Below are 13,738 nucleotides of genomic sequence, written 5' to 3' on the forward strand. Positions count from 1 at the left end.
CCTGGTTGGGGCACCTCGAGATCCCCCTCACATAAATAGTCATCTCAGATGCGAATTATGTAGGTTCAGATCATGCAACTGACGCAGTTCACCGATCTGGGATTGCGCGTCGTCATGCGGTTGGCCGTACTCGACGCGGATGCCTCCCCCAGCACTCGGGATGTTGCGCAGCAGCTCAACGTGTCGTATTCCCATGCCACCAAGGTGGTTACACGGCTCGGTGAGCTCGGCATCGTGACAACCAGGCGCGGCCGCGGCGGTGGGCTTTCCATCACCGAACTCGGCCGCACCGCCACCATCGGCTGGCTGGCCAGACGCCTCGAAGGCCCGGGTGAAGTCGTCGACTGCGAAGGCGACAAACCGTGCCCATTGCGCGGAGGTTGCCTCCTTCGAAGTGCGTTGCGCGACGCTCAGGAAGCGTTTTTCGTCTCACTCGACGCGGTCACGATCGAAGACGTCATCCGTCAGCCGTCCAACACTGTTCTGCTTCGCCTCACCACCCGGAGCGACGAAGCAGGCTGATCAACCGAATTTCGACCGAACGGAGCAGCTCATGCTTTCCCCACAGTCAACCGAGGTCATTCGCGCCACCCTTCCCTTGGTCGGCGCTGCCATCGGCGATATCACAACCCTGTTCTACCGCAGGATGTTCGACGCGCATCCTGAACTCGAACGCGATTTGTTCAATCGCGGCAATCAGAAGCAGGGCGAACAGCAGAAGGCTCTCGCCGGCGCCATCGCGGCATTCGCGACGCTTCAGCTCGAGCCGGACAGCGCCAAGGTCGATCTCATACTTTCACGTATCGCCCACAAGCATGCGTCGCTGGGAATCACGCCCGACCAGTACGCAATCGTGCACGAACACCTCTTTGCCGCGATCGTCGAAATACTCGGCGATGCAGTCACTCCCGATGTCGCAGCAGCCTGGGACGAGGTCTACTGGCTGATGGCGGAAACCCTCATCACGATGGAGCGTGGCCTCTACCAACTCGCCGGCGTGGACGCCGGTGACGTCTGGCGCACAGTCAGGATCAGTGAACGAGTTCTTCAGTCCGCCGACACCGTCTCACTGACACTCACGTCGCTCGACGGTAGCGCACTCCCCACCTTCGCTCCCGGACAGTACCTTTCGGTCGGGGTTACACTGCCCGACGGCGCCCGCCAGATCCGCCAATACAGCCTGTGTTCGATACCGAGCAGCGCAGACTGGCGGATCAGCGTCAAGCGAATCTCCGGAACTCCCGATGGCGAAGTGTCGAACTTCCTCTACAACAACGTATTCGAAGGTCAAGAACTCTCCGTCACCACACCTTTCGGCGATCTCACCATGCCGGACGACAACTCACCGCTCCTGCTCGCGTCGGCCGGAATCGGTTGCACACCGATGATCGGGATGCTCAATCATCTCGTGGACACCGGCGCTGACCGTTCGGTATCTGTCATCCATGCGGATCGATCCATTGCGGATCACGCGCACCGCGCAGAACTCAGCACACTCGTCGACCAGATTCCCGCCGCAACCCTGCACCGTTGGTACGAGGATCTCGGCACGCACGTTGCGTTCGGATCGGTTCACGAAGGACGGGCGGATTTGCAAGGTATTGCAGTGGAGCCCGATACCCAAGCCTTCCTTTGCGGGCCGATGCCGTTCATGTTGGCGATGCGCGCATCGTTGCTCGAAAGGGACGTCCCGGCACAGAATATCCACTACGAGGTCTTCGGGCCCGACAGCTGGGCCAACACCTGAGCGGACCACTGCCTGCGAACTGGACCTTGGCGCGCGACTGCAAACCCTTGTGTACTCGACGAAACATACGCATCGAGTAGTGGGAGACCGACATGATCACGTCAGCGTCGATGACGGGAGTCGCGCTGATCGCCCTGGCGATGGTTCTGACACCGGGCCCCAACATGATCTATCTGGTGTCCCGCAGCATCAGCCAGGGCCGCCGGGCGGGTTTGATCTCGCTCGGCGGAGTCGCAACCGGTTTCCTGGTCTACCTCACCGCCACGTGTGCAGGGCTGACGGCGGTTCTCTTCGCCGTACCAACGGTGTTCACCGCGGTGAAAATCGGTGGTGCCCTGTACCTGGCCTATCTCGCCTGGTCGACACTCCGACCAGGTGGGAAGTCCGCCTTCGAGGTGGGCGAGGTCGACCGCCACGGTAGCGGCCGTCTGTTCGGGATGGGGTTGACCACCAATCTGCTCAATCCCAAGATTGCGCTGATGTACGCGGCCCTGATCCCCCAGTTCGTCGATCCCACTGCGGGTCCGGTCTGGCAACAGGCACTCGTACTCGGCGGCGTGCAGATCCTGGTCGCAGTCACCGTCAACGCGTTGATCGTGTGCTGTGCGGCAGCCGTGTCGACCTTCCTCATGGCGCGTCCGGTGTGGATGCGGGCTCAGAAATGGCTAGCTGGTGGCATTCTCGGAATCTTCGCCACCCGCATGGCCCTGGAGTAGTTTCAGTCCCTCGGACGTTGGTCGATCAGACGACGCGCTTTGCCGATCGAGCGTTCGAGTCCGCCGGGTTCGAGAACGCTCACCTCGACCGTGACACCGATCTTGTTCTTCACCAGCTTCTGCAACGCCGAAGACGCTGCCGCATGATCGGAAATTGCCGCGTCAGGACGAGCCTCGACGCGCACTGTCAGAGTATCCATCCGGCCCGGACGCTCCAGCACACACTGGAATTGGGGTGCCAGGGCGGGGACGGTCAGGATCAGCTCTTCGATCTGTGTGGGGAACAGATTGACCCCACGCAGGATGATCATGTCGTCGGTCCGGCCGGTGACCTTCTGCATCCGACGCATCGAGCGCGCCGTACCCGGCAACAGTCGGGTCAGGTCCCTGGTTCGGTAGCGAATGATGGGCAGCGCTTCCTTGGTGAGAGAGGTGAAAACCAGCTCACCTTCTTCACCGTCCGGCAGCACTTCGCCCGTGACCGGATCGATGATCTCCGGGTAGAAGTGGTCTTCCCAGATATGGAGCCCGTCTTTGGTTTCCACACATTCCATTGCCACACCCGGGCCCATGATCTCGGAGAGTCCGTAGATGTCGACCGCATGCATGTCGAGTTGCTGTTCCAGCTCGGTACGCATCTGTTCGGTCCACGGCTCCGCTCCGAAAACTCCCACCCTCAGTGAGGTCTTCGAGGGATCGATGCCTTTCTTGATCATCGCATCCACGATGGTCAACATGTACGACGGAGTCACCATGATGGCGTCGGGCTCGAAGTCCTCGATCAGTTGAATCTGCCGCTCGGTCATGCCACCGGACATGGGAATGACCGTGCAGCCCAAGCGCTCCGCACCGTAGTGTGCTCCCAACCCACCGGTGAACAGACCGTACCCGTAAGCCACGTGAACCTTGTCCGAAGACCGCACGCCGCCGGCCGAGAGACTGCGCGCGATGAGATCGGCCCAGTTGTTCAGGTCGTTGCTCGTGTACCCCACCACCGTCGGGCGACCGGTGGTCCCCGAAGACGCGTGAATTCGCGAGACCCGGTCCTGTGGCACCGCAAACATCTTGAACGGATAGTTCTCACGTAGATCCGCTTTGGTGGTGAAGGGAAACTTCGCGAGATCGCTCAGATCCTTCAAGTCGCTCGGGTGGACGCCGGCGTCGTCGAAAGCTTTGCGGTAGTGCGGAACATTGGTGTACGCGTGCATCAGGGACCATTGCATCCGCTCGAGTTGGAGCGTCGAAATGCGGTCCCGACTGGCAAATTCGATTTCTTGCGAAGTAGCAGTGACGAGTTCGGTCATGATTGTCTCCGGTGGGCTCAGTGAGGGCGCTGTGCGGGCGGTCAGGCGTCGAAATCGACTGTTATCTGTTCACCGACAGGGAAGGTCTGGCAGGTCAGTACAAAACCCGCGTCGACTTCGTAGTCTTCGAGTGCGTAGTTCCTGCGCATCTCGACGTCACCGCAGGTGACCTTGGCGCGACACGTTCCACACACCCCGCCCTTGCACGCGAAGGGCAGATCCGATCGGTACTGTTCCGCTGCATCGAGAATCGACTGGTCTCGCGGAAGTGTCGCGGTGGTCGATCGACCGTCGAGCGTGATGGTGACCTCGCTGCCTGGTCCCACAATTCCGGGCTCACGATGCACTGCAACCGGCGGAGCGACGTCGTCGACGTAGAACAGCTCGTGATGGATGCGATCCTTGGCAATTCCCAAGCCGGCCAGTACTTCCTGGGCGTCGTTGACCATCCCGAACGGACCACACAACCAGAAGCCGTCGACCTGGTCGCACGGAACGAGAGAGGTGAAGATCTCACGCAACCGGTCGGCGTCGAGACGGCCCGAGAACAACTCGACCTCGCGCGGCTCGCGAGAGAGGACATGAATAACGTCCAGGCGCGCACCGTACCGGTCCTTCAGGTCGGCGATCTCTTCGGCGAACATGACCGAACGGGTGCGCCTGTTCCCGTACAGCAGGGTGACATCGGCCTCGGGGTTCACCAGCAGTGTTGCAGCGATGGACAACATGGGCGTGATTCCGGAGCCCGCCGCGATCAGAACGTGCCGTCCACCCAATGCCGGATCGGCGACAAAATTGCCAGATGGGCCCTGGACGTCGATTCGATCCCCGGCCTTGACGTCTCGCACCAACCAGGAGGAGAAGAGTCCGTCTGCCACTTCGCGAACCCCCACCCGTGGAGACGCCCCTACCGGTGCACAGATCGAGTAGGAGCGACGGTGTTCGACGCCATCGATCATCCGCCGCAGTGTCAGTGACTGCCCGGCGCCGAAGTCGAATTGATCGGCGATATCGGCAGGCACGTCGAAGGTGACGGCAACTGCGTCGTCGCACAGTGATTCGACACCGGCGACCGTCAACGGGTGAAATGGTTTGTTCCGGTTCGTCGTTGCGGTACTCATCTGTTCAGATCTCCTTCACGTGATCGAACGGCTCGAGGCAGTCGAGGCAGCGATAGAGCGCTTTGCACAGGGTCGCACCGAATTCCGAACTCAGTCTGGTGTTTGCCGAACCGCACTGGGGGCACAGGATGTCGCGCGGCTTGGCCGTCAAGGTCAAGGCGATCGGGCCGGAGGTGCGACGCGGCGCGGCCCCCGGCACCGAGTACCCGGCCGTCCGAAGTTTCGCGAGCCCCTCTTCGCTGATCCAATCCGAACTCCAAGGCGGCGACAGTTGAGTCTTGATCTGGACGCTGCCGTACCCCGCGTCGGTCAGCTTGTGCTCGATGTCGTCTCGCATCGTCGCCATCGCCGGACACCCGGAATAGGTGGGAGTGATTGTCACATAGACCAAGTTCGCTTCGACGTCGACCGATCGGATGACGCCGAGATCGGCCAAGGTCAACAGTGGCATCTCCGGATCCATCACCGAGGCGACGATCTCCTGCGCCGAAGAGACAGTAGCGGAAGAGACGGTAGCGGCAGTCACGGTCACCACACCCCTTCCGGATGCTCCCGAGCGACGCTCTGCATTTCGGCGAGAAGTAGCCCCAGTGCCCCGGTGTGCAGTCCGGCACGCCCGCCGCGGCCGCCGACGAAACCGGAGAAACGCGAAGGGGGCTCTTCCATTTCGGCTGCATGGAGGACCTGGGCAAGAACAGCGTCGAACTCCGGCCGAACAGTACGCGGATCCACTCCGACGCCAACTTCTGCCAAAACGAGTTCGTCCTGGGTGGGAACAAAGAGTTCGTCCACGAACGGGAAGATCTCGAGCAGGGCCGCGGCAGTCCGACGCTTGGATTCTGCCGTGCCGGCGCCCAACGTGACGACCCATCTTGCCGCGTAGTCGCGGTGGTAGGTCAGTTCTTTGACGCCTTTGTTCGCCACGGCCGCGAGGACCGGGTCCCGCGATGTGCGGAGCCGATCGAACAGCGCCAGCCGCCAGGTCGAGAACACGAGTAGCCGAACGACCGTGTGCGCGAAGTCGCCGTTGGCGAGCTCCACCAGTCTCACGTTGCGGAAACCGAACTGATCACGAAAGAAGGCAAGCGCATCTTCAGCCGGCACCGGCGACGTGTCCGAGATGAACGGAACGACAGTGGAATCGGCTGCTGCCGCGCGAGCCAGCAGCAGCCTGGCCTGTCCGATCAGATCCAGACCGACATTCGCGAGAGCTACCTCTTCTTCGAGTTCCGGTGCCCGCGTCGACCATTCGGCGAGGCGCTGCGAACTGACGAGCGCGTCGTCGCCGAGCATGAGGCAGTAGCGCGCCAGCGCACCGAGATCGACGTCATCCGGCACCGTGGTGTCGACTCCGGCGAGGGGGTCGTCGAAGCTGGTTCCGAACGCCCACTGACCGTGGCCGTCGCCGTCGACCAGGCCGTCGTAGGCACTGTCGTGATCGTTCATCTGTTGGTCCTCGAAGTCGAAGTGATTCTCACATGTGCGGAACGGAGTCCGGGATGTCGTAGAAAGTCGGGTGCCGGTAGACCTTGTCGCCGCTCGGCGCGAAGAACGGATCCTTTTCTGCCGGACTCGAAGCCACGATGTTCGCTGACGGCACGACCCAGATGCTCACGCCTTCGTTACGTCTGGTGTAGACGTCGCGCGCGTGGCGTAGGGCCATCTGATCGTCTGCCGCGCGCAGGGATCCGACATGCACGTGGTTCAGTCCGCGCTTTCCCCTCAGAAATACCTCGTACAAAGGCCATTCGCCCCGCACCTGATCGCGCTGTACCTGATCGTTCTCGCTCATGATGTTTCCCCAGTCGTGCGATCGTGCGCGAGTCTCTCGCGCTGTGCAAAGGCGTACGCGGCCTCGCGAACCCAGGCCCCGTTGTCGTGTGCGGCTTTCCGATTGGTGATCCGCTCGACGCTCGCCGCTCCGTTGCCGCGGACCACGTCCATGAATTCGCTCCAGTCCGGCTCGCCGAAATCGTGTGCGCCACGCTCGGGGTTCCAGCGCAGGTCGGGATCAGGGAAGGTCACACCGAGTATCTCGGCCTGCGGTATCGACATGTCCACGAATCGTTGCCGCAGTTCGTCGTTCGTGTGCCGCTTGATGCGCCACTTCATCGACTGCTCGGTGTTCGGCGATTCGTCGTCCGGCGGTCCGAACATCATCAGAGCGGGCCACCACCATCGGTCGACGGCTTCCTGCACCATTGCCCGTTGAGCTTCCGTGCCGCGCATCATCGTCGCCAACAGCTCGAAGCCTTGCCGCTGATGGAACGATTCCTCCTTGCACACACGGATCATCGCGCGCGCATACGGCCCGAAGGAGCTGCGGCACAGCGGAACCTGATTGCAGATAGCAGCTCCGTCGACCAGCCAGCCGATCACTCCCACGTCGGCGTATGTCAGCGTCGGATAGTTGAAGATCGAGGAGTACTTCTGCTTTCCCTCGATCAGTTTGGTGGTCAGATCGCCACGATCGGCACCGAGCGTCTCGGCCGCGGAGTAGAGATACAGACCGTGCCCGGCTTCGTCCTGGACCTTCGCCATCAAGATCGCCTTGCGTCGCAACGAAGGCGCACGGGTGAGCCAGTTTCCCTCGGGCTGCATTCCGATGATTTCGGAGTGCGCATGCTGGGCAACCTGACGGATCAGAGTCTTGCGGTAGCCGTCCGGCATCCAGTCGCGAGGCTCGATGCGCTGGTCTGCCGCGATCGTCTCGTCGAACAGGTTCTGCAGATCTTGTGGAGCTTCCACGTTGGTCATCGTACCTACCTTTTATTACCGAATGATCGGTTGGTAACTAGTATGCACCGAGGTGTCCCAGCACACAAGAGAATCTTTCGCCGCACCAGAAATCAGCGGCCCTCGAAAACCGGCTTCTGCTTCGACAGGAAAGCCGTGACTGCGCCTCGATGATCTGCCGTGGAACCCAGCTCCACCTGTGCGTTCGCCTCGGCCGCCAGCGTCTGGGAAAGCCCAGGAGCAACGGCACGGATCAGCGATTTCACGTGGGCGAAGGCCGCGGTGGGTCCGTCGGCAAGCCGACGCGCGAGTACCCGAGCCTCAGCGGCGACGTCCTCGTCGGCCACCACGCGATGAACCAAGCCCCACTCCAGCGCGCTCTGCGCGTCGAACTTGTCGCCGAGCAACATCAGGCCACTGGCGCGGCTAGGTCCGAGCGCGTGCACGAGCGCATGACTGAGCCCGGAGTCACTGGCCAGACCGATGCCGGTGAATGCCGTCGCAAAGCTCGCGCGAGCCCCCACGACACGGATGTCTCCGGCCAACGCGATTCCCAACCCGGCCCCGACGCAGGCTCCGCCGATACCCACCACCACCGGGACAGAGAGCGTCGACAGCGCCGTGACGATGGGGTTGTAGTGCGCCTCGACGGTATCCATCGCGTGCGCAGGATCAGCATCCAACGCTGCGGCGTGCTCGCCCAGATCCTGACCGACGCAGAAGTTCTTGCCTTCGGCGAGAATCAACACCGCTCGAACCTCTGCGTCCGCGTGGACCTGCAGCAACGCTTCGAGCAGCTGAGACTTCATTTCGCCGTTGACGGCATTGGCGGCCTTGGGTCGGTCGAGAGTGATTGTCGCCAAACCTCGCTCGATCTCCAAGCGAATCACGTCAGTCATCGATGTTCCTTCCGCAGGCAGTTCGGTTCAGCTCCATGTGTGAAAACCCTGTCCCGTCTTGCGCCCCAACTCGCCGCGAGCCACCTTCTCTCGCAGCAGTGCTGGAGGTGCAAATCGATCACCGAGCGTGCTCGCGAGGTGTTCGGCGATCGCCAGGCGCACATCCAACCCGACCAGATCTGTCGAACGCAGCGGGCCCATCGGATGCCGATACCCCAATTCCATTGCTCGGTCGATCGATTCCGCGTCCGCCACACCCTCTTCGAGCATGCGGATGGCTTCGAGCCCGAGACCGACACCAAGCCGGCTGGTTGCAAAACCAGGTGAGTCGTTGACGAGCACCTCGGCTTTGCCGAGCATCGACACCCATGCTCGTACCGAGTCGACAACCTCGGGGCGGGTCTGAGGCGCCCGGACGATCTCGACCAACAGCGACGCCGGGACTGGATTGAAGAAGTGCATACCGATGAACCGGCCCGGATCCGTCAGCGCTGCGCCGAGTTCGGCGATCGACATGGAACTGGTGTTGCTGGCGATCACGGTGCTTTCTCCGGCAACGGTTTCCGCAGCGGCGAGCACCTCGACCTTGAGGGCCGCAATTTCCGGGACCGCCTCGACGATCAGGTCGAGCGACGGTGGCAACGAGGTCACTGCGTCCACGGTGCTCACGCGCGCCAGCACCGTCGCGGGGTCCTGGTCGTCGAGTTTCCCTCGCTCGTGGGCTCTGTCGAGGCCGGAGGAAACACGCTGCAACGAGGCCGCGGTGTCGCCACTCTCCGCGATGGTGACCGCCCCGCCGAGACTGGCGAACACCTGGGCGATACCCGCACCCATGCGTCCACCGCCGATGACTCCGACGGTCTTCGGTGCAACTGCTTCAGTCATGATTTCTTCTCCAGGAAGGCCGTCATGCGATCGCGCTTGTCCGAACTCTCGAACAGGACGGCCTGGGCGATGTCGTCGGCAAACGGATGCGATCCCGGCGCATCGACGATGATCTTGGTCAATCGCAGTGCCAGCGGGGACAGTCGGGAAATGCGGTCAAGCAGCCGATGCGCTGCGTCGACGTGGCAGTTCGGTTCGGTTACCTCGACAACCAGGCCCGCTCGTAGCGCCTGCTCGGCGTCGAGGTTCCTGGCACCGAGGAGCACCTGCTTCGCGATCGAGACGCCGACGAGCTTCGGCAATCGATAGCTGGCGCCGGCGGCTGCCATTATGCCGAGATTGGGCTCCGGATTCCCGAAGACCGCCGTCGTTGTCGCGATGCGAATGTCGCAGGCGTAGGTCAACTCTGCCCCACCGCCGAGCGCGTAGCCGCTCACGGCGGCCACGGCGGGAAGCGGGAGCTTTCCGATTCGGTCGAACAGCGTGCGGTTGATACCCGCGAACGCTTCCTCTCGTCCGCGCTCTCGGAGCTCCGCGATGTCAGCGCCGCCTGCGAAGTGGTCGCCGCGCCCCGCAAGCAGGAGCAGCTTCGGATCCCGTTCGAGGCGTCCACAAACCTGATGCAGTTCGTCGATCATTTCCGCGTTGATCGCATTGCGTTGCGCGGGCCTGTCGAGGGTGACCACGACGCGATCCTCGCGCTCGTCCACGTGCAGGGTGTTCACATTCGCTCCTTCTCGCTCTTCTCCATTAATAACCGAACATTCGGTCGTTTGGCAAGGGTGAGAACGAGGATGGTGCACAGCTTTGCCCGAACTGAGAAGATGGGGACATGACTACGGCACGCCCCACTCGACGCACCGGCCTCCCCGGACGTCCCGGCTACGACCTCGATTCGCTCCTGGCCGTGGCCGTGAAGGTGTTCAACGACAAGGGCTACGACGGCGCCAGCATGGAGGTGCTCGCCAAGAAACTCGGCATCACGAAGTCCTCGATCTACCACCATGTGTCCGGAAAGTCAGAACTTCTCGAACTCGCCCTTTCGCGTGCACTCAACGCCCTGTTTGCGGTCACGACCGAAGAGGGCGCCACCACCGGTCCGTACATCGACCGGCTCGAATACCTGGTCCGGCGCAGCGTAGAGGTGCTGGTCGCAGAGCTTCCATACGTCACCCTGCTCCTGCGCGTCCGCGGCAACACGACGGTCGAGCGCGCCGCGCTAGCTCGTCGACGCGAATTCGACAACTTCGTCGGAGGTCTCGTCGCGTCCGCCGCAGCGGAGGGAGACTTGCGCCCGGACATCGAACCAGCCCTCGCCAGCAAGCTGATGTTCGGCACCGTCAACTCACTGATCGAGTGGTACAAACCCCGAGCGGGTGAGTCCGTCTCCGACATCGCCGACGCGGTCGTCGCCGTCACTTTCGACGGACTTCGCAAGGCCTGACTCCAGGCAGTTCTGCCGAATCCTTGACAACGCGGCGTTACCGGGCGATCGTAATTACCGACCGAACGTACGGTGAGATGGAGTTGTCGTGAGCAGACTGTTGGAAAGCTATGTGGCCGGTCAGTGGTACGCCGCACCGGACGCAGGTACCCCGTTGCCGAGCGCAGTGGACGGATCGGAGGTGGCCCGGATCTCCGCAACCGGCATCGACCTCGCCGAGATGGTTACGTACGCCCGCGAGGTCGGCGGGCCTGCACTGTCCGCGATGACCTTCCACGAACGTGCCGGCGCGCTCAAGGCTCTCGCCCTCACGTTGATGGCAGGAAAAGCCGAGTTCTACACACTCTCCACTGCCACCGGCGCGACGACGCGAGATTCCGGGGTGGACATCGACGGCGGATTCGGGACCCTGCTGAGCTACGCGAGCAAGGCTCGGCGCGAATTGCCCGACAGCACAGTCTTTCTGGACGGAAACGTCGAGCCTCTCGGCAAGGGCGGAACCTTCCTCGGGCAACACATCTATACATCACGTCGCGGCGTCGCCGTGCAGATCAACGCCTTCAATTTCCCGGTGTGGGGGTTCCTGGAGAAGCTGGCACCGGCATTCATCGCGGGGGTGCCGTCCATCGTCAAACCTGCCAGTTCCACGGCATATCTCACCGAACTCGTCTTCCGGCGCATCATCGAGTCAGGCTTGCTCCCAGAGGGTTCCGTCCAACTGCTCTCCGGTAGTGCACGCGGCCTCCTCGATCATCTCGGCGGGCAGGACTCAGTGGCATTCACCGGATCCGCCGACACCGCAGCAACGCTGCGTGCTCACCCGAACGTCGTCGGCAAGGGCGTCCATTTCAATGCCGAAGCCGATTCACTCAACGCGTCGATCCTTGGCGAGGACGCCGTACCAGGAACGCCCGAATTCGATTTGTACGTCAAACAACTCGTCACCGAAATGACAGTCAAGGCTGGTCAGAAGTGCACGGCGATCCGGCGCGCCCTGGTCCCGGTCTCGCTGGTCGACGCCGTTGTCGATGCCGCATCCGAGCGACTGAACAAAGTGGTCGTGGGACACCCCGATGCCGACGGCGTCACGATGGGAGCGCTCGCCAGCATCGAACAGCGTGACGAAGTCTTGAAATCCATTCGCGGTCTGACGAAGTCGGCAACTATCGTATTCGGAGACCCGGACAACGTGGACGTGGTCGGTGCCGACGGCCAGTCAGGAGCCTTCCTTTCCCCAGTCCTTCTCCGGGCGGAAGAGAATGCGCACGAGGTACACGAACTGGAGGCCTTCGGACCCGTCAGCACCGTCATCGGATACGACGGCATCGATCATGCGATCGAACTCGCGGCCCGTGGCGAGGGAAGCCTCGTCGCCTCGGTGGTCACTGCCGACACCGACATCGCACGTCGACTGGTGCTGGGTCTCGCAGCTTTTCACGGCAGAGTGCTCGTGCTGAACCGCGACGACGCCAAGGAATCCACCGGCCACGGCTCTCCCCTTCCAGTCCTCGTACACGGCGGTCCCGGCCGTGCCGGCGGCGGTGAGGAGCTGGGTGGCATCCGCGGAGTTCTGCACCACATGCAGCGGACCGCCGTACAGGGCACACCCGACGTCCTCACCGCAGTCGGCGAGCGCTGGTTCACCGGATCGCAGCGCACGACCGGATCCGAACATCCATTCCGAAAGAGTCTCGCCGAGTTGAAGATCGGTGACACTGTTGTCGGCGGTCCGCGCCAGGTCACACTCGCAGACATCGATCATTTTGCAGAGTTCACCGGTGACACCTTCTACGCTCACACCGATCCGGTGGCCGCTGCGGCGAATCCACTCTTCGGCGGCATCGTCGCGCACGGCTATCTTGTTGTCTCACTCGCTGCGGGCCTGTTCGTCGACCCGGCTCCCGGCCCGGTTCTCGCGAACTTCGGCGTGGACAGCCTCAGGTTCCTGACTCCGGTCAAAGCCGAAGACAGCCTGACGGTCACCCTCACAGCCAAGACCATCACACCTCGCAGCAGCGCCGACTACGGTGAGGTTCGTTGGGACGCCGTGGTGACGAACCAGGACAACGATCCGGTCGCGACATACGACGTCCTGACTCTGGTAGCCAAGACTCGCCCCGAAGGGAATTGAAAGCACATGACCTATCGAGTAGCAGTGTGTTACGGACGCCCCACCGATCCGGAGGCTTTCGACAAGTACTACAACGAGATCCACGTCCCGCTCGCCAGCGCAGTGCCAGGGCTCTCGGACTTCACGTTCAGCAAGTGCTCGACGCTGGACGGCTCCGATCCAGTCTTCTATGCCGTCGCCAACCTCGAGTTTCCCGATCTCGAGACTATGCAGAGCGGCCTGAAGTCCCCGGAGATGGGCGCCGCTGGAAAAGATGTCGCAAACTTTGCCACCGGCACGGTCGACATGTATGTCCAGGAAGTTGTCTCGGTCCTCTAGACCCCTGCAATTTCCCGATCACACAGGAGTTGTCTCGTGAGTACAGGAAGCATCACCGCCAGAGAGATGTTCGACGCGGACCAGGCATCGCAGGCACTCGGTATCGAGATTTCCGAACTGGCGCCCGGTAGCGCAACCGTGACCGTCACCGTGGGCGAAACCATGGTGAACGGTCACGGAATCACACACGGCGGTTATGTTTTCCTGCTCGCGGACACCGCGTTTGCGCTCGCCTGCAACGGCTACGAGGATTCAGCCGTTGCAGCGCGCGCGGACATCAGATTTCTGCGTCCGACCCGTCTGGGCGACACCTTGACCGCGGTCGCCACCGAGAAGGCTAGAGGCGGCCGAAGTGGGATCTACGACGTGACCGTTCGCAATGGCGACGCCGTCGTGGCCGAGTTCCGCGGCGACAGTCGAACCATCACCCGCTGAAA

Annotated in this window: 16 protein-coding genes; 7 read left to right on the top strand and 9 right to left on the bottom strand. The window is 62.3% G+C overall.

Going from position 1 to position 13,738, the window contains the following annotated elements:
• Positions 1 to 72: 72 nt before the first annotated feature.
• The 3 genes from GN300_RS08265 to GN300_RS08275 all read left to right on the top strand — a co-directional run bounded on the left by GN300_RS08265 (position 73) and on the right by GN300_RS08275 (position 2,463).
• Positions 73 to 522, top strand: a complete 450-nt coding sequence (locus GN300_RS08265) for an Rrf2 family transcriptional regulator (protein WP_054781011.1) — start codon at positions 73 to 75, stop codon at positions 520 to 522.
• A gap of 31 nt (positions 523 to 553) precedes the next feature.
• The gene (locus tag GN300_RS08270; RefSeq protein ID WP_063315549.1) at positions 554 to 1,747 is read left to right on the top strand and encodes a globin domain-containing protein; all 1,194 of its coding nucleotides are present in this window, start codon (positions 554 to 556) and stop codon (positions 1,745 to 1,747) included.
• A 92-nt stretch (positions 1,748 to 1,839) separates the two neighbouring features.
• Positions 1,840 to 2,463 carry a LysE family translocator gene (locus GN300_RS08275; RefSeq protein WP_007730629.1) on the top strand — a complete coding sequence of 208 codons (624 nt, stop codon included), beginning with the start codon at positions 1,840 to 1,842 and terminating at the stop codon, positions 2,461 to 2,463.
• 2 nt (positions 2,464 to 2,465) lie between these two features.
• Here the strand turns inward: GN300_RS08275 and paaK are convergent, their stop codons facing one another.
• The 9 genes from paaK to GN300_RS08320 form a co-directional block, all read right to left on the bottom strand.
• Entirely contained in the window at positions 2,466 to 3,767 is a 1,302-nt protein-coding gene (gene paaK, locus GN300_RS08280; RefSeq protein ID WP_063315548.1) for a phenylacetate--CoA ligase PaaK, read from the bottom strand.
• A 41-nt stretch (positions 3,768 to 3,808) separates the two neighbouring features.
• Positions 3,809 to 4,888: a 1,2-phenylacetyl-CoA epoxidase subunit PaaE gene (paaE, locus tag GN300_RS08285; protein ID WP_003942835.1), complete on the bottom strand. Its 1,080-nt coding sequence runs from the start codon at positions 4,886 to 4,888 to the stop codon at positions 3,809 to 3,811.
• 4 nt (positions 4,889 to 4,892) lie between these two features.
• On the bottom strand, positions 4,893 to 5,351 hold the full coding sequence (gene paaD, locus GN300_RS08290) for a 1,2-phenylacetyl-CoA epoxidase subunit PaaD (protein WP_051636608.1): 459 nt from the start codon (positions 5,349 to 5,351) through the stop codon (positions 4,893 to 4,895).
• A 65-nt stretch (positions 5,352 to 5,416) separates the two neighbouring features.
• Positions 5,417 to 6,334, bottom strand: coding sequence for a 1,2-phenylacetyl-CoA epoxidase subunit PaaC (gene paaC / locus GN300_RS08295; protein ID WP_029256501.1), 918 nt, complete (start codon positions 6,332 to 6,334; stop codon positions 5,417 to 5,419).
• Positions 6,335 to 6,362: 28 nt separating this feature from the next.
• Positions 6,363 to 6,680 (bottom strand): 1,2-phenylacetyl-CoA epoxidase subunit PaaB, encoded by a 318-nt coding sequence (gene paaB, locus GN300_RS08300; protein ID WP_007730622.1) that lies wholly within the window; start codon positions 6,678 to 6,680, stop codon positions 6,363 to 6,365.
• The gene (gene paaA / locus GN300_RS08305; RefSeq protein WP_029256502.1) at positions 6,677 to 7,645 is read right to left on the bottom strand and encodes a 1,2-phenylacetyl-CoA epoxidase subunit PaaA; all 969 of its coding nucleotides are present in this window, start codon (positions 7,643 to 7,645) and stop codon (positions 6,677 to 6,679) included. The genes paaB and paaA overlap by 4 nt, the downstream gene beginning before the upstream one ends.
• 92 nt (positions 7,646 to 7,737) lie before the next feature.
• Positions 7,738 to 8,523, bottom strand: a complete 786-nt coding sequence (locus GN300_RS08310; RefSeq protein ID WP_029256503.1) for an enoyl-CoA hydratase-related protein — start codon at positions 8,521 to 8,523, stop codon at positions 7,738 to 7,740.
• Between the two features lie 27 nt (positions 8,524 to 8,550).
• Entirely contained in the window at positions 8,551 to 9,408 is an 858-nt protein-coding gene (locus GN300_RS08315; RefSeq protein ID WP_063315547.1) for a 3-hydroxyacyl-CoA dehydrogenase family protein, read from the bottom strand.
• Positions 9,405 to 10,133 (bottom strand): enoyl-CoA hydratase/isomerase family protein, encoded by a 729-nt coding sequence (locus GN300_RS08320; protein WP_063315546.1) that lies wholly within the window; start codon positions 10,131 to 10,133, stop codon positions 9,405 to 9,407. The genes GN300_RS08315 and GN300_RS08320 overlap by 4 nt, the downstream gene beginning before the upstream one ends.
• Positions 10,134 to 10,240: 107 nt before the next feature.
• Here GN300_RS08320 and GN300_RS08325 point away from each other — a divergent pair, with 107 nt between their 5' ends.
• The 4 genes from GN300_RS08325 to paaI all read left to right on the top strand — a co-directional run bounded on the left by GN300_RS08325 (position 10,241) and on the right by paaI (position 13,736).
• Entirely contained in the window at positions 10,241 to 10,852 is a 612-nt protein-coding gene (locus GN300_RS08325; protein ID WP_007730612.1) for a TetR/AcrR family transcriptional regulator, read from the top strand.
• Between the two features lie 88 nt (positions 10,853 to 10,940).
• Complete coding sequence (gene paaZ, locus GN300_RS08330) at positions 10,941 to 12,983, top strand: phenylacetic acid degradation bifunctional protein PaaZ (RefSeq protein WP_058226873.1); 2,043 nt, start codon at positions 10,941 to 10,943, stop codon at positions 12,981 to 12,983.
• Positions 12,984 to 12,989: 6 nt separating this feature from the next.
• Positions 12,990 to 13,301 (top strand): EthD family reductase, encoded by a 312-nt coding sequence (locus GN300_RS08335; protein WP_007730606.1) that lies wholly within the window; start codon positions 12,990 to 12,992, stop codon positions 13,299 to 13,301.
• A 66-nt stretch (positions 13,302 to 13,367) separates the two neighbouring features.
• Positions 13,368 to 13,736, top strand: a complete 369-nt coding sequence (gene paaI, locus GN300_RS08340; protein ID WP_047269444.1) for a hydroxyphenylacetyl-CoA thioesterase PaaI — start codon at positions 13,368 to 13,370, stop codon at positions 13,734 to 13,736.
• Positions 13,737 to 13,738: the final 2 nt, after the last annotated feature.

The sequence above is a fragment of the Rhodococcus sp. Ni2 genome (assembly GCF_021352185.1).
Taxonomy (GTDB): domain Bacteria; phylum Actinomycetota; class Actinomycetes; order Mycobacteriales; family Mycobacteriaceae; genus Rhodococcus_F; species Rhodococcus_F qingshengii.

Coding starts and splice junctions, on each gene's coding strand:
- GN300_RS08265 (WP_054781011.1), top strand. CDS start 73: ATGCAACTGACGCAGTTCACCGATCTGGGATTGCGCGTCGTCATGCGG.
- GN300_RS08310 (WP_029256503.1), bottom strand. CDS start 8,523: ATGACTGACGTGATTCGCTTGGAGATCGAGCGAGGTTTGGCGACAATC.
- GN300_RS08325 (WP_007730612.1), top strand. CDS start 10,241: ATGACTACGGCACGCCCCACTCGACGCACCGGCCTCCCCGGACGTCCC.
- GN300_RS08335 (WP_007730606.1), top strand. CDS start 12,990: ATGACCTATCGAGTAGCAGTGTGTTACGGACGCCCCACCGATCCGGAG.
- paaD (WP_051636608.1), bottom strand. CDS start 5,351: ATGGATCCGGAGATGCCACTGTTGACCTTGGCCGATCTCGGCGTCATC.
- paaB (WP_007730622.1), bottom strand. CDS start 6,680: ATGAGCGAGAACGATCAGGTACAGCGCGATCAGGTGCGGGGCGAATGG.
- GN300_RS08270 (WP_063315549.1), top strand. CDS start 554: ATGCTTTCCCCACAGTCAACCGAGGTCATTCGCGCCACCCTTCCCTTG.
- GN300_RS08315 (WP_063315547.1), bottom strand. CDS start 9,408: ATGACTGAAGCAGTTGCACCGAAGACCGTCGGAGTCATCGGCGGTGGA.
- paaC (WP_029256501.1), bottom strand. CDS start 6,334: ATGAACGATCACGACAGTGCCTACGACGGCCTGGTCGACGGCGACGGC.
- paaA (WP_029256502.1), bottom strand. CDS start 7,645: ATGACCAACGTGGAAGCTCCACAAGATCTGCAGAACCTGTTCGACGAG.
- paaE (WP_003942835.1), bottom strand. CDS start 4,888: ATGAGTACCGCAACGACGAACCGGAACAAACCATTTCACCCGTTGACG.
- GN300_RS08275 (WP_007730629.1), top strand. CDS start 1,840: ATGATCACGTCAGCGTCGATGACGGGAGTCGCGCTGATCGCCCTGGCG.
- paaI (WP_047269444.1), top strand. CDS start 13,368: ATGTTCGACGCGGACCAGGCATCGCAGGCACTCGGTATCGAGATTTCC.
- paaK (WP_063315548.1), bottom strand. CDS start 3,767: ATGACCGAACTCGTCACTGCTACTTCGCAAGAAATCGAATTTGCCAGT.